Origin of the sequence: Chitinophaga sp. HK235 (genome assembly GCF_018255755.1) — a bacterium.
Lineage (GTDB): Bacteria > Bacteroidota > Bacteroidia > Chitinophagales > Chitinophagaceae > Chitinophaga.
The window spans coordinates 6,648,917-6,669,851 of the sequence record NZ_CP073766.1 but is presented as its reverse complement, the minus strand read 5'-3'; the positions used below and the strand labels follow the sequence as shown (position 1 = coordinate 6,669,851).

The following is a 20,935-nucleotide window of genomic DNA, read 5'->3' as shown; positions in this document are numbered from 1 at the left end:
TCAAAACCCGCTCACTGAGCGGGTTTTCTGCTTTTATCCCCCCCTGATGATTTAATATCTTTTTAAAAAATTCCCGGCAGATCCTTATTTTAAAGCCATTTTACGGACCACCTATACCACTATGCACATCTCCCGGCTCAGCACCATCTGCATAAAAACCATCCTGCTCCTGCTGTTATCTTCTCTTTTATCCTGCCACAACAGGAAAGAAAAAGATCCGATGCATTACTTTGACGCCATTGCAGCCAATGATATCAAAATGGGCAAACCACAAGAAGGCGAATGGCTTTTTAGACATAAAGAGAAAGGACAAACTTTTGAAGCCTATAAAAAATGCCGTCTGGTAAAGCCAACACAGCACAAGTCGGTGATTTACCTGCTGCCAGTGGGCGATTTCACCGAACTTCAACAAAAAGCATTACAGGCCACCCGGCAATACACCGCCATTTTCTTTCAATTAAAAACAGTACTACTGCCACCCATCTCAGACAAAACCGTTCCATCGTTTGCCATGCGCCAGGAAGAAGACGGTCATATGCAGTTACTGGCCCCTTATTTACTGGACAGCCTTCTCAAAGGCAAAATACCCCAAGATGGCATTGCCCTGCACGCCATCAGCGCCAAAGACCTGTATCCTAAAAATGACTGGAATTATGTATTCGGACTAGCATCCTATGTCGACAGCGTGGGAATCACTTCTATATACCGATTACAAAACCAACAGCTGGATACTGCTAATTTCAAACTATGCCTGAGAAGATTAATGAAAGTTACATCGCATGAAATCGGGCATATACTATCACTACGCCATTGCATATACGCAAAGTGCAGAATGAATGGCACCAACAGTCTGGATGAAACCGACCAAACTCCCGCCCGCCTTTGCTCCGAATGTCAGAGAAAATTGTTCTATAACATTGGCTACGATAACGTCCAGCGGTTAAAACAGCTGATCCACTTCTGTCAGAACAATGGACTGGAAAGTGATGCCGCGGTTTTTAAAACGGACCTTGATGCCATTGAATAACTTTATTTCACACTCAGTTCCGGCAGCTTATATGCCGCTACAGCCTCCACCAGCTTCTGCTTATCCGTCTTTAGTTTTTTCAGAAAGGCTTCCACATCCTTTCCATAAGCCCGCTGGCTGGCAGCCAACAGTAACACCCCTTTTGCATTGCCAGTACTGATGGACTGATAACGATACACATTACGCTCCACAATCAGGATACTATTTCCATCAGCAGCATTCTGGCTGATCAGGAAATCGAGTATGTACTGATTATCTTTTTCATAAACGTTGTAATTCACCACTGGATTAACGGCTTTCAGCTTTTTCAATTCCTCCACTTTCTGGTTGACCAGGTCAAGCGGTTGAAAATCGCCTTTGAGATAATCCACTGTTACCAGTGATTTGAATTTTTCCAGATTATCCCCTGCAGTCAGGTATTCCTGCTTGTAGTAGTTGTTGTTGGGATGAGAAGACCATACCAGGTTATAACTCGCATTATTCAAATGAAGAGGCCCCGGAATATTCAGATAGTCGTTTGTTTTAGACTGTGCTCCTGCCCAGGAAGCCCACAGCCCCAGGAATATGCTTAATACTTTTGTTTTGTTATTCATGTGATTTCAGATAATAATTGTAACATAATAACTGCAGATCATCCGGATTATCCCAATATAGATTATCCAGTTCTTCCAGCCTTTGCTCTTGTTCTTCAGTCAGGTAGTCCCCCAGGTATTTGGGGATATCCCATAATGCCGTCAGCCGTTCATCATCCTGTACTACGGCGATAGTGGATTCATACTCGGTAATAATCTGAAGACATTTAACGGCACCCAATTGTTGTAATATCTTCTGTGTTTCAAGGAAGTTATCATAACCCCAGTTGCAGAAATACTGTAAAAAACCGCCGTTGTACATATCCGCTTCCAGTCGCCAGATCCGGACTACTTCCTGCTCTTTCTCAGAGAGCTTGTCCATCTTTCCTTCATGCTGAGAGAACAGTTTTTCCACCATCTCATAGGAATAATCATCAAATGCCTTTCTTTGTTCTTCCTGCTGCATATACACTACTTAAGAGACAATTCACGGTTTAATATAATTAACCGCTTATTCTTTTCTGATTTATCGGTTCTGGGGTAAAACATCACTGCATAGGCATTTTCCCGGGTTTTATTCAAACCTGAAAGAATCAGGTTATCAACGGGCATTTCTATGATTTCACCAGTGAGGAGGTTTTTATACCCTTGTTGTCCTTTGCTGTAGAATAATTCCAGCAGCTGACCATTCCGGAGTACCAACCATCCGTTGCCCTCTCCTGTATTAAACCTGACAACACAGGTGTTGTCTCCGACCTGGGCCGGCCTCCAGGTGTTGTACAGTTCATCTCCCAGATCATACAGCAGCTCTTTCGTCACGTTACCATCCGTATCCAGGGTTAATATTTCCAATTGGCTGCCGGTATTGGTCAGGAGATAACTGGAACCACTAAACGACAATTGTAATATTTCCCGGAACCAGGCCTGGCTGGTGGAGATAGTACGTGTTTTTATTTCATTGCCTTTTTCATCTACCTGTCTATGCACCCACTGACCATTATCTCTGGCCAACAGATGTATTCCATGGTTGATGATATGCATTTTATTTTTAGCAGGAAGCGGGATTTTGACGTTGTTCTTTTTCTTCAGCACCTCCTCTTTAAACTCCAACACCAGCATTTTGTCCGGCTTTTTATCGGATAAACTGTCCATATCAAAAAACACGACGGCATTATTCACTACTCCTTTAAGATCGCCCATAAAGGGTTTGTTTCCTTTGGGTTTTTCCAGGTGTTCCCGGTCAAAGAGCGGTATACTGATCTCCAGTTCCTTGTCCGGATCGTAGGGTATCACAGAGACATAACCTTTACCTGCCGGACTTGTAAAAAACTGAGGCAAGATGCCATCATCTTCCTTATAGCTGTTTATCACCTGTCCATCTGCATCGATGAGGGTGTAGACCAGATCATAAGAACGGTTGTTATCAACATAAGTACCGATGAGGGATTGCCCATCAAGGGAGAGATTGCCGTGATGGGATAACCCAATTGCGGCTGTTAACACAGTAATTGTTCCCGATGCGGTTTTACTGGTTTCAATGTCGAAAGGACTAACGGTTTCGATATTTTTCATTTCAGGGCATGATTAAAATTTTCCATCAGGCTATTCAGTTGGCTAGTTAAAGACCGGTACCTAATGGGGGCTAGCAAATTTATTCATTTGACAATCAAAAAAACTACATTGAAGAGCAAGATACAAAAATTTAAACCGGACCTGGTTATTTGAGTTTCCTTTTTATTTTCCTCAGTATTTCGGGGAGATTGATGGTAAAGGCATCGCCTTTGTATTTGGTAACGGTTAAAACGCCTTCGATCAGGTCTTCTTCCTCTGCATCTTTTGGGGTTACAGCATGGCCATCCAGGAGTTGTTTGTACTGATAATTGCAGAGTTGCAGTTGCCCAATGGTAGCATCTTTCATTTGCAGCAGCGCCTTAGCCATCTCCCATTGCGATTGTAAATGCAGCACATTGGCGCGTAACTGTGCCAGGGCGATATCATGCATATTTTTAGACAATTCGCCGAATTCCTGTGAACCGGGAATGGCGAGGTACACCGCCAGGGCTTCGCGGATGTGCGACAATGCTTCTTCCTTGTTTTCCGGGATTACTTTTAACATCGTAGTGCCTTCCTTCTCTTCAATTTCTGTTTCTGCTTCGATACCCAGATCAGAGAGGAATTGCGTGAAATAAATGAGATATTGTTTGCAGGCGGTTTTAACGGAGGATGGGAAGTGGAAGTAGGTGATGAGTTTGTCTTTGTCCAGTTTGCTTTGGAGAATTTCTTCTGTTGTATTCCATGCAGATAGGAGGTTTCCAATTACACTATCCACACATTTACCCGTAACTTCATTTTTACAGAATGTAAACTGAATCTCGATACCATCTTTAATATTATCCTCATCATATTGATAATAATGACTATTGAGAACTAACTTTTCAACCTCTGCCTCAAAAACCTGTGAAAATTCAAAAATGCTCCAGGGTTTTGCCCAGTGGTCTGCCTCAAAAACTATAGGGAACGTGATAGCATACTCGTCTTCCCTATTGTCATTGCCCTCTTCCCCACCTCTCGTAATTATTGCAGAACGAGGGCTATTAAACACACCATCCGACAAATCTAATTCAAAATGCAAATACTCAAAAAAGCGACCAAGCTCTTCGAAAGAATATTCCAATAACAACGTGATGACCTGCCGGGAGTAAAATGTGGAAGAAGGATCCCAGCCTAATGAATACTCTGCCTTTTTATCCAATACCCCATTCACCCTGATCCCCTTTCCCTCCTCCTTCTCCTCTTTCCCTAAAAATTCAACGTTTAACATCTCTCCTTTTTACCTATATACAATTTCCTAAAACAAAGATGGTAGCCGCTTTCCTACATTCTAAAAAAATTTTTCCCCATTCCTGTCCTATTTGAAATAATTCAGTTGATATATGGGTATAACATTCACCAATAAAACATACTAACATGGATACTTTTCTCGCACCTATTGAGCAACCTAAAGGACTGATAATGAAACTGGTTTATTTCTTTACCCGTAAACAATTCGGTAAAGTGCTGACTCCGCTGAAAGTCCATGCCGCACGGCTTCCCCTGGCATTTGGCATGTTTTACAATAAAGTGAACCAACTGGATAAAAAGCTGACTTTACCGGAGGAAACCATCCTGCTGGTACGCCAACAGGTAGCCAGGGTGAACATCTGCCTTTTCTGTATAGATATTGCCCGCTATGTGGCGATGCAGTCTTCCATGAACGACGCAAAACTGGATGCATTGCCTGAATACAGTACCAGTCCGCTTTTCACTCAGGGTGAAAAAGCATTACTGGACTATGTAACCGAACTAACAGCAGACAAAAAAGTGGACCCGGGCACCTTTTCCAGGCTGGCATTATACTACTCTGAAAAGGAGATCTGTGAGATCGTATGGCTGGTGGCCAGTGAGCACCTGTACAACATCACCAATATCGGGTTAGGCATCCATTCAGACATGCTTTGCAAAATCCCGCAGAAAAAATAAAAGTTGCGCCTCCGGTCTGTCTGAAAAGCGGCCCGGAGGCAATTCTATCATGCCTTCATAAACATTTCTCCGGAAAAGAATTGTTGCTGCAGCGCCTCCATTTCCTTCACCCGCGAGCGCACGAGGTCTTCGTAAGTTTTGGAAGTATTGGTAAAGAAATCAGGGTTGGAAACCATGCCTACCAACTGGTTCAGGCCGGAAGTAAAAAACAGCACTACCGGTATCGGCACTACGTCGTCATCTTTATAATCATTGATAACGGTCATGATCAGGCTTATTAACTCCTGATAAGCGTTATCGTCCCATTCTCTCTCCATCCTGACCTTAAAGATAAATTCCTCATCGGAGTCGAGGTATTCCAGGTAATTTTTCAGTGATTCTTTCATATTTATAAACATGGTGGATCATAACGGTGAACAACAGCTTCCTGTGGCGTGGTACCTTCTACCAGCAACTCTTTCGCACCTTTTGCCCATTTATTGACATTATGCAGATCTGATCCCTTTGGTGCTTTGGATGCATCTCCGAGGTGCTCCACACGGCCTTCCGCTGTAGTCAGGTCCAATTTAGTATTATTTACCTTATCCATATCCACTTCCACTACCTGAGTGCCTGATTTCCGTGCCCATCTTTCCGCGAAGCCTCTTTCTTTTGTATAGGAAACGTACTGATCGGCATATCCCTTATCAGAACCGTTCTTTACGTGGCTAAACGGCGTTTCATTAGCGTTGGGATCTTTAGGGATGATACCATTTCCCTCATCGAGGGTAACCATATCATTTGGGTGCAGTGCGCGGAACCAGATATCTTCCCAGCCCCAGATGTCGATGTAACAATTGGTGTCCTTTACATAGGCGTAAGTATTCCAGCCGCCGGCAAAACCGATAGGGTCCTGGCTGATGTAAACACCTTCCTGCGGTGCATAATAACGGAAACGGTTGTAATAAAGCCCGGTTTCTATATCTTCATACTGGCCCTGGTAGCGGAATGGCACAAAATTACGGTCTCCTTGCAGTTTACGTATGTTTCCATCGATGTCCAGTTCGGCGCTCCAGACTTTTTGTCCGGCGTTATCATAGGCTTCACAAGGTGTGCCCATATAGTCGGAGACCAATGAATAAGCCTGCCTGTTGATGATCTTCGCCGCGACCTTAAAAGTTCCTTCTTCAAACACCCAGGTGGTCAAGGTTTCCAGCGGTATAGGTTCCGGATGGCTTTGGCTTATTTCACCGTATTCATTGATGACAGTCTGTGGCTGTTCTTTTTCCGGATAGGTCCATTCGTGCAGCAGTTTATGACCATCCCACACAAAACGCGTGACCAGTCCATTAAAAATCTTCTTCGTTCTTCTTCCCAGGCCATCGTACTGAAAGGTGACCGTTTTGCCATCCGGGCGGACTACATTCTTCAACAGTCCGTTGCCATACCATCCATATTCCCAGGTTTCCGGTGAACCGTTGCGGGTGGTGATTTTTTTGATCAGATTTCCTTCCTCGTCATAGATAAAACGTGCCTGGTCAGTTTCCAGCAACCGACCACCGGTTTCATAACGGCGGTCTTTGCGGATGGGGGTTTTATAGATATTTCCGGCCTTGTCGGGCGAGCGGTAATCGAACTTTCCGTCTTCATATTGTGCCCAGGCCAGGCTGCCGGTATCGTCGTGACCGAATTTCACAGTACCTTCTCCGGGACCTTTGTGTATCTGTTTGAGGCGGGTGTTGGCTTCCCAGTGGTAGTGGCGGCTGCGCATCACAGCTGGTCCGCTGGTAACAGTATGGGTGTCGGGCGTGCGACTGTCGGCTGCGCCGGGGAGATAGTTCCAGCAGCTTCTCACATGACCGGGCAATATACGTTCAGCTTCCACACCGAGGAGGTTCCGGTGAATTTCAGTTGTCCAGTGCAGCTCTCCGTCAATAGCAGCGCTGATGCCGGCCAGGTCTTCCATCATATCCCACTGTAACCTGATATCTGCGCCCAGACTGCTTTGTATGCCAGTACGTTTACCTGTCTTATTGTAACTGCTGCTCACGGTATGTTCCTGCTGTGTTTCGCTGAGGATGCTGCCGGAGGCATTGCGTACAAACCGGACGGTGTTGTGAGGTGTGGTTACTTCCAATAATCTGCCATTGCGGTCGTAGCTGAAATCTTCCCAGGTTCCGTCGCTGTATTCCGTGCGGGACAACATACCGTTGCTGTTGTATTCATGTTTTGTCCATTTATTACCGGGGCGCAGCACTTTGATCACCTTGCCGGTCGAATCGCGTTCATAATACCGGGTAATACCATCGAAGCCTGTTTCACTGATAGCCTCTCCATTGGCATTACGCCTGATCCGCAGCATATCTCCTTGTTCATTAACAATGCCGGTCAGCTCCTGGTCGTTGTTATAGAGGAAATGTATTTTTTTATCCTTTTCTTCCCTCAGTTTTACATTACCCATAGGCGTATAGGCATAACGTACCTGATGCTGCCTGTCTTCTGCCGCTACGATATCCTTATAGGCATTGTATTCCAGCCTGATCAGGTTGTCGGGTAACCGGATGGTTGTCACTCGTCCCAACGCATCGTAGCTGCGCAGCTGTTCTTCTCCCATGGCATTGGATTTCCGGAGACACTGGCCCCAGGTATCGTATTGCCAGGTGGAGACACCTCCGTCCGGAAAGGCCATCCGTACGAGGTTATAATCTTCATCATAAGATAAAATGGTTTGTCCACCTGTTTCATCTTCTATTTTACTGAGGAGGTGATGCTCATTATAACGGAAGATGCGTATAGTGCCGTTGGCTTCCGTTGCTGTATGCAGCAGGCCTGTTTTTTTGTAATAGATAAGGGTGCGGCTATCACCTCCGGGATTAGTGGTCTGCAATAATTTCCCATCGCTGTCATACAGTGCAGTGATCGCCGATCCATCTGGCAATTCCACGCTGATCCTGTTGCCCAGGTCATCGTACGTATAACCGGTAACGTTACCTTCGCTATCTATTACGCGGTATAATTCCATGTTCGGGGTATATTCGAAGAAGGTAGTGTTTCCCATAGGCGCTACCATCCTATTGACCACAAAATCCGGTGTATAGTGAAAGGTAGTCGTATGTCCCTGTGAATTGGTGATATAGTTGAATCCTTCACGGGGATGATATTCAATCCTTCCTTCCAGGAGACCACCATCGCCATAGGTGTGAACACAACGTCTTTTGCTGTCGTATTCCCAATAAAAAGTCTGACCGTTGCGATCGGTCTTCCTGACCATCAGGTGATCGCTGTATTGCATGTGGATGGTCTGGTTCAGCGCATCGGTAATGGCCACCAGATCGCCGGCATCATTGTATCTGTACTGTACCAGCAGGCGTACTTCCTCTCGGTGCTCAACAGTAATCTGTGTAATTCTGCCGGCTTCATCGTTATGAATGAGCAGGTTTCTTCCCACACTATCGATGACACACTGCAGATGCCCGCTTCCGTTGTAGTGGAAACTGATACGGAATCCGGCTGTATCCTGAATACTGACCAGCCGGTATTGGGTCTGTTGGGGATGTTGTTTCCTGAATGTACAGGTAAGTCTGCTTTCATAATCGAACAGCGTGTATTCTTCTACGTTGGTACGTGTCAGCAAGAGCTTTTCATGGCGGTTGTACTCACAATCGGACGGATAAGGCAATGCATCGAAAACAGCACTGCGCCCATCTTCCAGCAATACGACAGTGGCCTTTTCTGCGGGGAATTCCTGAAGGCGCATATCATAACAACAGTGGTGGCCGTGGCCCAGCAGTCCATCAAAGGGACTGTCACTGTTCCAGGACCGATGCCATTTTAACGGAACAGGGCCGGGCAGTTCGAAATCCGTACCATCATAGATCACAATGCCCTGGACCAGGTCGACCGGTTCAAAACCTTTTTTACAGAGGGTTTTACTTAGTTTGTTGCTGCCTAATTTCTTCTTCAGGGCATGGTTAAATTTAGTGAGTCCTTTTTTCCCCAGTTTTCCCAGTCCCTTCATGGCAGCGCCAAAGCCATAAGACATGAGCAGGTTCAACACTACCCCGGCCCAGTCGGGCACAAAAGGCCCGCCAACCATGACCGGTTTCCCAAACGAAAGCGGTATAGAGTAAGATGTAGGAAGATAGAGGCTGGGAATAGGAATGAATTTCTTCCCCGGGGTGAGAGACAGTGGCATGCCAATATCGTTACAGGTCATCAGCATGTGCCCTGAGGGGCTCATAAGGTTACCTTCCACTTTTACTTTTTTACTACCGAAGAAGTTGACCGAGTCGTGTCCTATCATGGGAGCCAGCAGGAAAGGGCCTCCCATAGGAATATGGAACAGGAATATCAGCTTGCCACTGGTATCGCTTTTGCCACGCGGTACATGGTTGATTTTGGTAGTAGCACCGATAAACGGTACGTAGTCCATCGGATCTATCACCAGACCAATGTAAGGATGCGGCAACGGCACAGGAAATCCGAACAAAATAACAATATGAATATCCAGTCCGATGACCGGAACAAAATGCTTATTGGAAACAAGCATAAAGACATGGTTTTTGGGTGCCCTCAGGCAGGTTAAACAAAAAACAAATAATGAATCAGCTAATATAAGTATTTAATTGTTCGTTTAAATGCTTTCCGAAACAGCAAAAATTATCACCGATGCAAACAGATCGCAGTATATCCGTTAGCGTGAGGATGGCAGGCCACTCCCGGATCGGGTTATATATCTAGTATTCCGCGAAGACACCATCTTTATAACACCAGAGCCATTGTTCACCTGGTTCTGCTGAAGCGATGACAGGGTGGTCTGTCAGATGGTAATGTTGTGTCATGTGTCTGGCGGGAGAGTCATCACAACAAAGGGTAGCGCCGCAGGTCTGGCAGGTGCGCAGGTGTACCCAGGTGCCGTCGTGTTTGACGCATTCTTCACAAACATATGCTTTGGGAGTTTTGATGCTGGTGATAGCTTGCAGATGAGAACAAAGTGCCATAAGGATGTTTTTTTTGAAGTTCAGTTTTTTTACGGCAGCGGTTATACGAAAATTTCTGTTTAACCTTTCTGCTGGGGGGAAGATGCAGGTAAGATATGGTAAAGCAATCATCTTCCTATCAAATATAAGGAAACATAGCCTGTTTACCCACCCGATTATAATCATTAATATTGTTCCCCAAAACTATCCGCTACATGATCACAGAAGCAGCCGCCATTGCTCTGCAGGAAACACTCCGGGCCCGGGTTATCACCACCGATGAGCTCCCATCCCCTATCCGTACGATCGCGGGGACCGATGTGGAATATGATAAATCCAGCAACCTGATCGCCGGCAGCGTGGTGGTAATGGACTACAACACCCTGGAGGTGCTGGATGTAGCCTCTCATTGTATGGAAGTTAGCTTTCCCTATATACCGGGGCTTTTTTCCTTCCGGGAGATGCCTCCCCTGTTAGAAGCCTATCATAAACTAAAGATCCAGCCCGACCTGATCATCTGTGACGGACAGGGACTGGCCCACCAGCGCCGTTTCGGGCTGGCCTGTCATTTTGGGGTGACACTGGATAAACCTGTTATTGGCTGTGGAAAGACCCGTTTGTGCGGGCATTATGAACAGCTCGCAGCAGCCAGGGGCAGCATTGCACCACTGATTGCCGAAGAAGACCAGGCATTGATAGGTAATGCCCTGCGCACGCAACCCGGCATCAATCCGGTATTTGTTTCCTGCGGTCATAAGGTATCGCTGGTCACCGCCACCGATATAGTGCTGAAAATGGCTACCCAATACCGTCTTCCGGAAACCACCCGGCTGGCAGACCACTATGCACGACTGGCATTGCTGGAATACAAAGAAGGCTTAAATCCGCCACCAGCAAGCGAATAGACATTTATTCAAAAAAACTTCTATAATAATTTGGCAAATTGAAATAATTATTTCTATATTTGCAACCCCAAACGGGAACAATGGAACGGCTCAAAGGCCCACCCATATTGAGGATTGGTAGTTCAGTTGGTTAGAATGCCGCCCTGTCACGGCGGAGGTCGCGGGTTCGAGTCCCGTCCAGTCCGCAAAAAGGGACAAATCATCATCAGTATGATTTGTCCCTTTTTCGTTTGAGGCGGTATTGCCCGACAAGCCTGCGATTAACGCGAAGATTTCATTTACTTTTTCGGTTCGAAGTGCCTCGTTTTCCCGATCATATACAATTCCGGCCAGAAAAAAACCTTTGGGCACTCTTCCTTCCCCTAATATCGCTGAAACTCCAAACTACATTGAATTTGCTGACAAATGACTGTAGATCATTATGTATTAGGGCAGCTCAACCTAATTACAATAGCTAATCCAAATTATCATATGATACAATCTTCCTTGAATATCTTTAGTACCTCGATTTCAAATTTGTTTTAATAACAGTGCAACCTTTTTTAGGTGCACTCATTATAATATAAATTCTAATGTTTGAAAACGGAACAGCAACTCGTTGAACAGGCAAAATCCGACCCAAATGCTTTCGGTGAATTATATGACCGGTATTATTCAAAAATTTTCAGCTATGCGTTTCGAATTACAGGTGATTATGCAATCGCGTGTGATATTGCTGCTGAAACTTTTATGAAAGCATTCACAAAAATCAACTCCTTCCAATGGAGGGGCATTTCTGTATCTTCCTGGTTTTTTAAAATTGCCACCAACGAATTGAATCAGTATTTCAGAAGTAAAAAATATATTTCCACCTCACTTACAGAATTAGGAGCAGTTGAAAATACGGTCGGGTATAAACATTTTAGTGACGAGATGAATGATACAATTTCCAGGATCTATATGACCGAAGATTTTAAAAGGATACAACAGCTGCTGCAGTGTCTACCGCCTGATTATCAGAAGGCAATTGCACTAAAATATTTTGAAGAGATGAGCATTAAGGAGATCAGTGAGATAATGGGGAAAAAGGAAGGCACAATAAAATCACTGATTTCACGAGGAATAGACCGAATTAGGAAATCCCTTTAAACTTGCAACCCTATTTTATTTTTTGCATTATAAACACCAATAATTGGAATAATTATGGACGAACAACAATTCGAAAAATATCTGCACAACATGGAAAAGCCGACTCCCCCTCTACCGGCCCAAAAAGACACACTCAAATTTGCCCTCCTGAATTCCAGGCGTTCTTCCTGGGTAGGGGCCCTATTGATCGTGTTTCCATTTTTACTTGTCTCGCTTTTTTTTGTTCAACACCTGTTTAATTTAAGCCCACGGCTGACCGGCTGGATAGCCACAGGGACCTCATCGCTTCCGCTCCACTGGAAAGCTTTGCTTTTTTTTATATTTCTCACCGGCTTTCCTTTTCTCGGTATTATTCTCAATATGTTGTCGATCACCTATTTTCAATACGACAAAGCCAGGAGAGAATTCAACATCATTGTCAGAATACGGTGGTGGAATATAATTATAATATTTATTGGGGCTGCGGTTGCCTCATTTTATACCCTTCATCTTTTAGCAGACACTGTTTAGGAGGCAATTAATCCGCGACTGACAACTAATTAAACTATGGACAATCCAGTGATCGACGCCTGAGGCAACCAACCTTCGGGTATATTCCGGAGACTTTTTATTTTCGAGGTATTGCAGCAGTCTTATTCGGCTCCATAACCAGATTATAAATAACCAATTTAGTTTTAGCTAGCCATACTGCTCATAATGTTTTCAGATAAAACCGGCATACGCCTTACTTTATGACGTATGCCGGAAAATTTTAACTGAGTGACTCTACAGGTGAGTCATCGGTTTTTTATAGCGGGAACTCATCTTCACCGTCCTTACAATCATTGTGGCCGTCGTTTATCTTCGACGGCTCAATGCAGGTGCCATCATTACATTCGAATAAATAGATAGGACAAGGGCCTTTGGCTCCGCTGGCTCCGCCTGTGATGGTTCTCAGATTTTCTGCAGACAGTTGTTGAATGCCTAAAGCATCTAATTTTTTCAGCGTTATTTTTTTCATAATGGCGAAATTGAGTTTATTACCTGATACCCACCTGCTCCGGGGCATCGTCAGAGGGCCTTTTACAGGGAACCTTCTGTTGCCTGAGATCGTTTGCAACCGTCTCAGACTATTTTCTAGAAAAAGTTCTTTAGTTCATTGACACGATAACCATCTGGCAGCTCACTGCCATTGATAAATATTGTCGGCGTTGCGCGGATCTTCATCACATTGCACCAGTTGCGCATCGCTGCCATTTTTTCTTTTTGTTCCTTCAGCTCCCCGTTCATTGGATATTTGCCGGCGAATGCCGTGTAATCCTTTTTGGAAGCCAGATACCAGTCATCAAGCGCATGATGTACTTTTTCCCTGCCAAACTTTTGCTGAATAGCCAGCAGATGAGCCACCGGCGCACTTTTTTCATCGCTGTCTTCTCCCGATGCTGTAAATATGATGCGCAGTTTTATATCCGGATTGTTATTGATGATCTGTTCCAGCTCAGGATGTGCCCGGGAACAAGGCCCGCAGTAAGGGTTGCAGACTTTGATGATTTCGGTGGAAGCATCCGGATTACCTACCAGGATACCCAGATCGTCCGGTGGAATAGTAATCTTATCGCTTTTGTCCAGCAATGCCTGAAATATCTCAGGGTTATATCTGAGGTTTTTCCATTTCTTTTCATAGCTCCTACTGTCGCGGGCATTCCGGAGTTCCGGTATAATGAAGCTGGTCAGGAAAAGGAAGATAATTCCTGTCAACAACGTAATAACTATATGATACCACTCAATACCGTCAAGGAATACGGGACTGTCAGACAGATAAGTACCTGCAATCAGTGCATTGAGACCCAGCACCACCTGTACTGCCAGACAAAGCGGGCACCATTGCTTTATCACTCTCCACTGATAGTAAACAGAGAAAAGAATGTAAGGAGCCGCCACTAGCGAAAGCGCTGACCATATCAGCATCAGGCTGGTATTACCGGGAAAGAGCACCTGTGCCGTGAAGAAAGCCGCGAAGAAAGCAAAGCCCCATACAGACCAGTTAACACCCATAAAAGATGCGCCTGAAGATGATAACACTGCATTGCAGCTTACTTTTTTACTGTTGCCACCACATACTTCTTTAATAAAAGGATTATGTGCATCTATCTCATTCCAGATCAGCAGCGAAGAAACTGCCAGTCCGAAGAAGGAAGTTAACAGGAATCCGATTCCGCACCAGGTGGGTGTTCCGGCGGGATGTGTCAGCATATAGCCGGCAGAAAAAAGTATAGCGGCCAATGCCAGCCATACAGGAATTCTTTTCACCAGATAATCGCGCTGTTGTCTTTTTCTGTTCTCCGCAAATCCTGCTTCATGTCTGGCAGCGGATGTATCGAGCAACAGGATAATATGCTTATCTATTTTTTCAAACTCTCCGACAGTTATTTGCTGCGGTTTGTCTGTAACCGGATCGAGGTATGTTATATGGCCGTCTGCAGCATCCGTTACTATGATGAAATGCGCAACAGGCCAACCTTCCTGCTGTACCGAGCAGATAAAAGGCGTTTCAAATTCCTCATAACTATGCTGTCCTTTTTCTATGGCAGCAGATTCAATGCCGTATCCGAAAATCGTGTCCTTCAGGGAAAGCAGTGAAGGATAATCTACGTGGTTCTCTAAAGCTTCCGACAATCCGTTGTCTGTAAAGTTGACATGTAGACTTTTGAGCAAAGAATAACAGGTACTAAAAATATTGTTCACTTTCCTATGGGCAAACATCTTAAACAGGGACATATTATAGGTGCGAAATATCTTTTTGTAAGATAGAAAACTTTCTAACTTTTAGTTCTATTTTACTTAATAAATTAATAACATGAAAAAATTGTTTCGTTATTTTGTCTTGTGACTTACTGCTGTACTGTGTTTAACGGGATGGTATTCATGAATATTAATGAAAAAGTATGTGTGATTATTCTGTTTATGGTGTTCAATGAAATCATCTTTTCATGATGTGAAAAAAGAATGATTGAATAATTTTAACAATGAGAAAAATGAAAAATAAACTCCTGTAATTCCTTGAGAAAATGAATCAAAGTAAATAGTGAGAAGAGATGCGGATCTGTATTTTTTTAACCTTGTTTTTTGTACGGCTGCCAAGCTCGTTATGTCTCAAACCAGATTAAGTCTGGATCAATCGTTTATCTTGCTGCAATCTCAGAATGAAGATATGCGTCAGGCCAGTATCAATGTACTGATAGCGAAGATTGGTGTGAAGGATGCCAGAAATGCCATGCTGCCACGTTATCTTTTGGTGTGCTTAGTACAAAAGCAAATCGCAAGTTTATAGTGCTTCTAATGCTGGCATGGGTTTGCTGGAATTCCTTTTACAATTTCCTTGGATCAAGTTGAAAACTTGGGGGATTTGAATAAAAAATGTTGATTTTGCTGTATAAACGAATGCGCCTGCATCTTTTTTTAGATTAACGAAAAAATGATAAAATTGCTATTTCTTATTGGAATAATGAGGAATGATGATCCTTTAATGAGGAGTAACGTGCCTTAACTCTCTATTATTATAAACACAACAGTTATGATCACGGATCAATATTATACCCCGACACAATTAAGTGAGATTGCGAAAGAAAATAATATACCGGATGCTTTCTATGATGATTTTATCAGCATATTAATTCAGGAAATCATATCATTTCATGAAGAAGATTCCTGGCAACCAGAAGAAATAAAGAAGTATAGTGTCAAATTTGCAGTTGACAAAACACTCAAAATAATAGCTCTTAAGAAAGCCGGGCATAGTGAACGCTGGATAACACTTTATATAAATTCCAGTGAAGAGCATCAACATGCTTTTAATGATGCTTACCAGGAAATGTGTAAAACAGATCCGGCTCAGGCCCTTGAAGAGTTAAAGGTACATTGCAGAGCACTTGGGGTTGATCAGTATTATCAAAAGCATTTTATTTACCTGATGGAGGAAGGCGAAGGTGCTGCCAGACCTGATCCGGATGAACAATCCTCTCTTTATTCTAAATATTTCAAAGAACAACTGAAAAAAGGAAAGTCTGAAGTTTTTGCCCATCAATATGCCGATCTGAAGGCCGGGAAGGAATATGTAGAGGAATATTGTTACAGGTTCGCAAATGCCTATGATGTTGCTATACAAAATGGTAAGTCTGATAAATATGCTTACATATATGCAAATAAGATCGGAGATTATTATGCAGACTATTATGGCAGGTATAGAGAAGATAGGGACGAAGATGATGACAATAATAAATTTAGCGAACGTAAGATCCTGGGTTATATGAAAGGTTGGGAATACGCAATAGAGCATCAGTTACCTAATGCCGGAGCATTTATAACGTGTTACGAGAATGCTTATATTAATGCCAGTTACCCGGATCATCCCGTCAGGATAACTAATGAAGATGAATTTGACCAGCATGTATTAAATCTGGTATTACATAAACTCAAAATGGAGTAGTCAGGAAAGCTCAATACTCATAATTCTTTGTATGCTCGGGTACTGGTAATTTAGCAATATAATTGACTAGTCGAATACCCTTACAATCGTTTCTCAATGTTCTGCTTACAGATAGCTATTTGTTTTTTCATTTCATTTAGTTCCTGCATCTTTTCATCAATTTGTAATAGTTTCCTGTTCAGCACTTCAAGTTGAGCTTTTTTACTAATTTTTTTCTGGTACCAGGCATCAACAACCTCCTTGATTTCCATTAGGGTGAATCCGACAGCTTTTGCCATTTGAATAAATCTCAACTTATCTATGGCATCATCGCCATAATAAACATAGTTATTAGTTTTCACCTCTGGCTTCTTTTCACCTTTTATAAGACCTGATTTTTCGTAAAATCGGATTGTACCTATTGGAATACCTGTTTCCTTTGAAAGTTGATTAATTAACCTCATTGTAAAAAAAATTAAAACTATATAGTATACTGTATGGTTTTAGGTTTCAAAAGTATTATTTAAGTTTGGCCCGACAAATAGATTTCTATAAAAAACTACTACGATGTATTCAGATCAGAAGTTGTTACAAACCCTATCTGGTTTTGTGAACAAAAGCGCCGAGGTTAACGGAATTAGATTACATTTTGTGGAAGGAGGAGAGGGTGAACCATTGATTTTAATTCCCGGATGGCCCGAAACCTGGTGGGCTTATCATAAAGTAATGCCTTTACTATCCGCAAAATATAAGGTTATTGTTGTTGATTTAAGAGGTATGGGAAGTTCCGAAAAACCGTTAGGCGGCTATGAAAAGAAAAATATGGCGAAGGATATATATGAGCTAATTCATCTCCTGAATTATGAAAAAGTTCATATCGGCGGCCATGATATTGGCGCTCATGTAGCATTTAGCTTTGCTGCCAATTACCCCGAAGCAACGAATAAATTAATTATACTGGATACCCCTCACCCTGACGAATCAATGTATCAGTTGCCTATGCTGCCAATACCGGGTCTAAATTATACTTACCCGTGGTGGCTCGCTTTTAATCAGGTAAGAGAATTGCCGGAAGCACTTTTGGCAGGTAGAATGAACATTGTGATTGACTGGGTGTTTAATGCATTGCTTAAAAATCAAAACAGCCTTACTGCCTTCGATAAAGCCGTTTATAGTCAGGCCTATGACAGTCCGGAAGGCATTCGATCTTCAAATGGATGGTATCAGGCATTTGGTCAGGACATCCAGGACATGAAAACATACAACAAAATCAGTAATCCTATAGTTGGAATAGCTTGTGGTAATAGTTATGAAATGCTGAAATCTTCCCTTACAAAATTTGCAACCAGTGTAAGCATGGAACAAATTGAAGATAGCGGCCACTTCTTGCTTTCCGAAAAGCCGCAGGAAGTAGCCGCCCTTATTATGGCATTTTTGGGATAATCAGCTCATCTTTGCCTGTTTATTTTATTGAGACCTGATTAGCAAATCAAATGTTGAACAGCCCCTGACAGGACTCTTTCAAAATTAATTCTATCAATATTTACCATCAACAAGAATACGAGGACAAATACGCTAAGTTTTCGTCCTCATTAAATAAACGGAGACGTTTAGCAAAATATTGAAGGCCCTCAGATGATAAATCTGAAGGCCTTTTTTGCGTTTAGGATATTTGATTTCACAATCGGAGGGCTTATAGTTATCTGAGTTAAATTGCAACACTCATCTATCACCCCTAATTATCTTATTCATTTTCTACTGTGGCCTGACCCACAGGTGACTAGAATCAGCAGCAATGTCATACTCATATATTTCACGACTCAAGATATCGATGTATATACATTCAGCAGTTGAGAATACTACACCCTCTCCGTTATCGACGTCCGCACCTAATCGTACGCTAACATAGCCACTGGTATCTGTTTTTTCAAACCCGTCGTACATAGTTACCGGTAGGATTTATCACAACAGTTGGCCAATAACTTTCCATAAGTTGATTACATTCAATAACGTTTACAATTTATTTTTGGGTCACCGATAGAAAGTTAAATAACTTTTTGTTCGAACACAATCCCCATTACTTACAAATCATACCTTATCAGGCTTTTTTAGTTCGAAAAATTTTGCCTCCTTAGACCCGCGATGTGACGCAATCACCCCCCATCTTTGTCGCCATCCCCCTGGCGCCGCTGCACGGGGATGGCTTATTTTTGAGGAACAAATTTTTGACTTATGCGAAAGTTAATCATGAAGATGTCGGTCTCACTCGACGGTTTCGTATGCGACTCCAATGGCCAGAAAGATTGGGTCTTCAAGACTGGGGACGAGGAGTCATTGGCCTGGAGTGTCGAGAAAATCAGGGAGGCTGGGCTAATTATCATGGGCAGGAAGTCATTTGAGGCAATGGCTCCTTACTGGCCAACTGCGACCGGGCCGTTTGCTGCGCCGATGAACAACATTCCCAAGGCCCTCTTCACAAAAAAAGGATTTAAGGGTATCGATCCTGTGCATACAGCAACTGGGGAACAGTCGTCCGCCGCGGCTTCCTGGGCCGAGGCGCGGGTGTTCGACGGCGATCTTACTGAAGGGATCAGGGAACTTAAAGCCGGGTTCGGGAAACCGATTGTAGCAATTGGCGGCGCAGGATTTATGCAGAATCTTATAGCAACGGGTCTCATCGATGAATACCATCTGGCTATTCATCCCGTCGCATTAGGTTCGGGGCTGCCAATCTTCACCGCTCTTACAAAGCAGCTCGACCTGAAACTGGTAGCTGTGAAGCAATTTCCCCGCGGAATCGTCGTTCATACTTATCAGCCTGCATAGTGCCTCCCGGCTTGCCCAATAGCGCACAGTAAATGCCTGTAATGCACTGAAATCTCACCTGTACTATGACCAGCACCGAACAAAATCCATTTACCCTTCACCCCGCAATTAATTTTTTAATTTCAATGAAGGGGAACCAGCTCTGGTTCCCCTTCTGCATTTAAGAGCAATGCTTTTTCCCATCACCTGTATAAAGCGAAAAACACGATTCCCTCATTTACGGCAAACCATCGATGGTCACGGGTTTGATCATCAGTTAATATCTTTTCCTTCCTGGAGGGACTTTACCATTTTCTCAAGCCGGTCTTTGTTGAGTATGTCGGGGGCCTGTGCGCGGGCTTTCTGGGCATAGACCAGTGCTTTCTTATAATCACCGAGTGCAGAGTATCCACGGGCCATACCGGCGTTGGTAAGGAATTCATCAGGGTGTTTATCGTAGTCCATTTTAAAGATGTCAAATGCTTCTTTTCCTTTTTTGAGATGAGCAAGATTCCTGGCGTAGAAATACAGCTCATTGACATCGCCGTAAGGCAAGGCTTTTTTCATGACAGCGATAGCTTCTTGTCCCCGGCCGAGGCTATCGAGGATAGCGGCTTTGGTGCTCCAGGCCTGGAAGCTCAGGGTGCCTCCTGTACTTACACTGGTAGCGGTATCAGCCCATAACAGGGCTTCTTCGAGGTTGGTATTGTTTTGTACACAGAAACTGGCCGCCGCATTCCATGTTTGCCAGATGAAGCCGCTACTGCCACGCAGCTCCTTGCGAAAAGAGGCGATCTGCGTGTTCACCAGGTCAACGTCTACCCTGAAAGGAATGACCAGCTTTTCCCATTCCAGCGCCACCGTAGCGCTGCTGGGCGTTTGATCGGTGAATTCATATTTGAGCCATTCCACACTTTTATCGGTAGCTACTGGTTTTACTTTTACGCGCAACGCATCTTCTTTGGGGTCGTAATAGAAGCTGCCCCAGGAACTGACATTTTTGGAGAAGATCAGGGTACTTTCATTCGGATCATAGGCCACAAAGAAGCCGTAGGTACCGGCGGGCAGCGGCTGTCCATCTACCTTCACATCAGTAGAGAACGTAATGGTGGTGTTTTCGTTGGCGCCAGCCCGCCAGGGTGCTGCCTTGGAGGTACCGAAGCCGAGATCAGCGAAACCTTTATGGACCACCTCTCCCCAGATATGACCGTCCCTGTTCTTAACACCAGGGCGGCTGTAGTTAATGGTCACCTGTGTGATACCAATACCTTCGCTGACGGAAGCACGTTTATTACCGCCACTAGGTACGCTGTTGAACTGTGCATGAGCAGTAGCGGTCATTAAAAGGACTGTACAAGCAATGATTGTCTTTTTCATTACGTGAATTTTTGGTGGGGAATAAAAAAAAAACTACCGGACCTTCACCATGAGGGGTGTATGTAGTACCTATCTATGTAACAACGACTAGAAAAGTTAGCACTATTCAAGCATACTCCTCCATCACATATTACCTTTTTTTGACCGCTCATCAAAATAGCCGCTGCATCAGGGTAACAGCCGGATGTACTGATCAGGAG

General features: G+C 43.8%; 19 protein-coding genes and 1 tRNA gene. 9 read left to right on the top strand and 11 right to left on the bottom strand.

The genetic code is table 11. The features are described from left to right. The first annotated feature begins 121 nt into the window (after positions 1-121). Positions 122-1,027 (top strand): archaemetzincin, encoded by a 906-nt coding sequence (locus KD145_RS25435; protein WP_212002641.1) that lies wholly within the window; start codon positions 122-124, stop codon positions 1,025-1,027. A gap of 2 nt (positions 1,028-1,029) precedes the next feature. Here KD145_RS25435 and KD145_RS25430 read toward each other — a convergent pair whose 3' ends face one another. From KD145_RS25430 to KD145_RS25415, 4 genes are all read right to left on the bottom strand, one after another. Continuing rightward, on the bottom strand, positions 1,030-1,620 hold the full coding sequence (locus tag KD145_RS25430; RefSeq protein ID WP_212002640.1) for a hypothetical protein: 591 nt from the start codon (positions 1,618-1,620) through the stop codon (positions 1,030-1,032). Then, the gene (locus tag KD145_RS25425) at positions 1,613-2,065 is read right to left on the bottom strand and encodes a DUF4375 domain-containing protein (RefSeq protein ID WP_212002639.1); all 453 of its coding nucleotides are present in this window, start codon (positions 2,063-2,065) and stop codon (positions 1,613-1,615) included. Before KD145_RS25425 ends, KD145_RS25430 begins: the two co-directional genes overlap by 8 nt. Positions 2,066-2,070: 5 nt before the next feature. Next, complete coding sequence (locus KD145_RS25420) at positions 2,071-3,171, bottom strand: hypothetical protein (RefSeq protein WP_212002638.1); 1,101 nt, start codon at positions 3,169-3,171, stop codon at positions 2,071-2,073. Positions 3,172-3,316: 145 nt separating this feature from the next. Next, on the bottom strand, positions 3,317-4,420 hold the full coding sequence (locus KD145_RS25415) for a hypothetical protein (RefSeq protein ID WP_212002637.1): 1,104 nt from the start codon (positions 4,418-4,420) through the stop codon (positions 3,317-3,319). Between the two features lie 146 nt (positions 4,421-4,566). Between KD145_RS25415 and KD145_RS25410 the strand changes: the two genes are divergently transcribed. Further along, a complete protein-coding gene (locus KD145_RS25410) occupies positions 4,567-5,118 on the top strand; it encodes a carboxymuconolactone decarboxylase family protein (RefSeq protein ID WP_212002636.1) in 552 nt (183 codons plus the stop codon). 47 nt (positions 5,119-5,165) lie between these two features. Here the strand turns inward: KD145_RS25410 and KD145_RS25405 are convergent, their stop codons facing one another. The 3 genes from KD145_RS25405 to KD145_RS25395 form a co-directional block, all read right to left on the bottom strand. Then, on the bottom strand, positions 5,166-5,504 hold the full coding sequence (locus tag KD145_RS25405) for a hypothetical protein (RefSeq protein WP_212002635.1): 339 nt from the start codon (positions 5,502-5,504) through the stop codon (positions 5,166-5,168). Positions 5,505-5,506: 2 nt separating this feature from the next. Beyond that, a complete protein-coding gene (locus KD145_RS25400; protein ID WP_212002634.1) occupies positions 5,507-9,646 on the bottom strand; it encodes a DUF6531 domain-containing protein in 4,140 nt (1,379 codons plus the stop codon). Positions 9,647-9,833: 187 nt separating this feature from the next. Continuing rightward, positions 9,834-10,097: a UBP-type zinc finger domain-containing protein gene (locus tag KD145_RS25395; RefSeq protein ID WP_212002633.1), complete on the bottom strand. Its 264-nt coding sequence runs from the start codon at positions 10,095-10,097 to the stop codon at positions 9,834-9,836. 194 nt (positions 10,098-10,291) lie between these two features. On the opposite strand from KD145_RS25395, the gene nfi reads away from it, so the two are divergent. The 4 genes from nfi to KD145_RS25375 all read left to right on the top strand — a co-directional run bounded on the left by nfi (position 10,292) and on the right by KD145_RS25375 (position 12,619). Next, on the top strand, positions 10,292-10,981 hold the full coding sequence (gene nfi, locus KD145_RS25390) for a deoxyribonuclease V (protein WP_249219557.1): 690 nt from the start codon (positions 10,292-10,294) through the stop codon (positions 10,979-10,981). 111 nt (positions 10,982-11,092) lie between these two features. Continuing rightward, a tRNA-Asp gene (locus tag KD145_RS25385) sits at positions 11,093-11,166 on the top strand. 391 nt (positions 11,167-11,557) lie between these two features. Next, positions 11,558-12,109: an RNA polymerase sigma factor gene (locus KD145_RS25380; RefSeq protein ID WP_212002632.1), complete on the top strand. Its 552-nt coding sequence runs from the start codon at positions 11,558-11,560 to the stop codon at positions 12,107-12,109. A 54-nt stretch (positions 12,110-12,163) separates the two neighbouring features. Beyond that, positions 12,164-12,619, top strand: coding sequence for a hypothetical protein (locus KD145_RS25375; RefSeq protein ID WP_212002631.1), 456 nt, complete (start codon positions 12,164-12,166; stop codon positions 12,617-12,619). Between the two features lie 277 nt (positions 12,620-12,896). Here KD145_RS25375 and KD145_RS25370 read toward each other — a convergent pair whose 3' ends face one another. Further along, the gene (locus KD145_RS25370; protein ID WP_212002630.1) at positions 12,897-13,109 is read right to left on the bottom strand and encodes a low-density lipoprotein receptor class A repeat-containing protein; all 213 of its coding nucleotides are present in this window, start codon (positions 13,107-13,109) and stop codon (positions 12,897-12,899) included. Between the two features lie 116 nt (positions 13,110-13,225). Further along, complete coding sequence (locus KD145_RS25365) at positions 13,226-14,803, bottom strand: vitamin K epoxide reductase family protein (protein WP_212002629.1); 1,578 nt, start codon at positions 14,801-14,803, stop codon at positions 13,226-13,228. 859 nt (positions 14,804-15,662) lie between these two features. Between KD145_RS25365 and KD145_RS25360 the strand changes: the two genes are divergently transcribed. Further along, positions 15,663-16,574, top strand: a complete 912-nt coding sequence (locus KD145_RS25360; protein ID WP_212002628.1) for a hypothetical protein — start codon at positions 15,663-15,665, stop codon at positions 16,572-16,574. A gap of 80 nt (positions 16,575-16,654) precedes the next feature. On the opposite strand, the gene KD145_RS25355 is transcribed toward KD145_RS25360, so the two are convergent. Next, positions 16,655-17,017 (bottom strand): MerR family transcriptional regulator, encoded by a 363-nt coding sequence (locus KD145_RS25355; protein WP_212002627.1) that lies wholly within the window; start codon positions 17,015-17,017, stop codon positions 16,655-16,657. 103 nt (positions 17,018-17,120) lie between these two features. Between KD145_RS25355 and KD145_RS25350 the strand changes: the two genes are divergently transcribed. Both KD145_RS25350 and KD145_RS25345 read left to right on the top strand, forming a co-directional pair. After that, entirely contained in the window at positions 17,121-17,996 is an 876-nt protein-coding gene (locus KD145_RS25350; RefSeq protein ID WP_212002626.1) for an alpha/beta fold hydrolase, read from the top strand. A 789-nt stretch (positions 17,997-18,785) separates the two neighbouring features. Further along, positions 18,786-19,379 carry a dihydrofolate reductase family protein gene (locus tag KD145_RS25345; protein ID WP_212002625.1) on the top strand — a complete coding sequence of 198 codons (594 nt, stop codon included), beginning with the start codon at positions 18,786-18,788 and terminating at the stop codon, positions 19,377-19,379. 252 nt (positions 19,380-19,631) lie between these two features. Here the strand turns inward: KD145_RS25345 and KD145_RS25340 are convergent, their stop codons facing one another. Further along, positions 19,632-20,735, bottom strand: a complete 1,104-nt coding sequence (locus KD145_RS25340; protein WP_212002624.1) for a DUF2911 domain-containing protein — start codon at positions 20,733-20,735, stop codon at positions 19,632-19,634. Positions 20,736-20,935: the final 200 nt, after the last annotated feature.

Coding starts and splice junctions, on each gene's coding strand:
- KD145_RS25435 (WP_212002641.1), top strand. CDS start 122: ATGCACATCTCCCGGCTCAGCACCATCTGCATAAAAACCATCCTGCTC.
- KD145_RS25430 (WP_212002640.1), bottom strand. CDS start 1,620: ATGAATAACAAAACAAAAGTATTAAGCATATTCCTGGGGCTGTGGGCT.
- KD145_RS25425 (WP_212002639.1), bottom strand. CDS start 2,065: ATGCAGCAGGAAGAACAAAGAAAGGCATTTGATGATTATTCCTATGAG.
- KD145_RS25420 (WP_212002638.1), bottom strand. CDS start 3,171: ATGAAAAATATCGAAACCGTTAGTCCTTTCGACATTGAAACCAGTAAA.
- KD145_RS25415 (WP_212002637.1), bottom strand. CDS start 4,420: ATGTTAAACGTTGAATTTTTAGGGAAAGAGGAGAAGGAGGAGGGAAAG.
- KD145_RS25410 (WP_212002636.1), top strand. CDS start 4,567: ATGGATACTTTTCTCGCACCTATTGAGCAACCTAAAGGACTGATAATG.
- KD145_RS25405 (WP_212002635.1), bottom strand. CDS start 5,504: ATGAAAGAATCACTGAAAAATTACCTGGAATACCTCGACTCCGATGAG.
- KD145_RS25400 (WP_212002634.1), bottom strand. CDS start 9,646: ATGCTTGTTTCCAATAAGCATTTTGTTCCGGTCATCGGACTGGATATT.
- KD145_RS25395 (WP_212002633.1), bottom strand. CDS start 10,097: ATGGCACTTTGTTCTCATCTGCAAGCTATCACCAGCATCAAAACTCCC.
- nfi (WP_249219557.1), top strand. CDS start 10,292: ATGATCACAGAAGCAGCCGCCATTGCTCTGCAGGAAACACTCCGGGCC.
- KD145_RS25375 (WP_212002631.1), top strand. CDS start 12,164: ATGGACGAACAACAATTCGAAAAATATCTGCACAACATGGAAAAGCCG.
- KD145_RS25370 (WP_212002630.1), bottom strand. CDS start 13,109: ATGAAAAAAATAACGCTGAAAAAATTAGATGCTTTAGGCATTCAACAA.
- KD145_RS25360 (WP_212002628.1), top strand. CDS start 15,663: ATGATCACGGATCAATATTATACCCCGACACAATTAAGTGAGATTGCG.
- KD145_RS25355 (WP_212002627.1), bottom strand. CDS start 17,017: ATGAGGTTAATTAATCAACTTTCAAAGGAAACAGGTATTCCAATAGGT.
- KD145_RS25350 (WP_212002626.1), top strand. CDS start 17,121: ATGTATTCAGATCAGAAGTTGTTACAAACCCTATCTGGTTTTGTGAAC.
- KD145_RS25345 (WP_212002625.1), top strand. CDS start 18,786: ATGCGAAAGTTAATCATGAAGATGTCGGTCTCACTCGACGGTTTCGTA.
- KD145_RS25340 (WP_212002624.1), bottom strand. CDS start 20,735: ATGAAAAAGACAATCATTGCTTGTACAGTCCTTTTAATGACCGCTACT.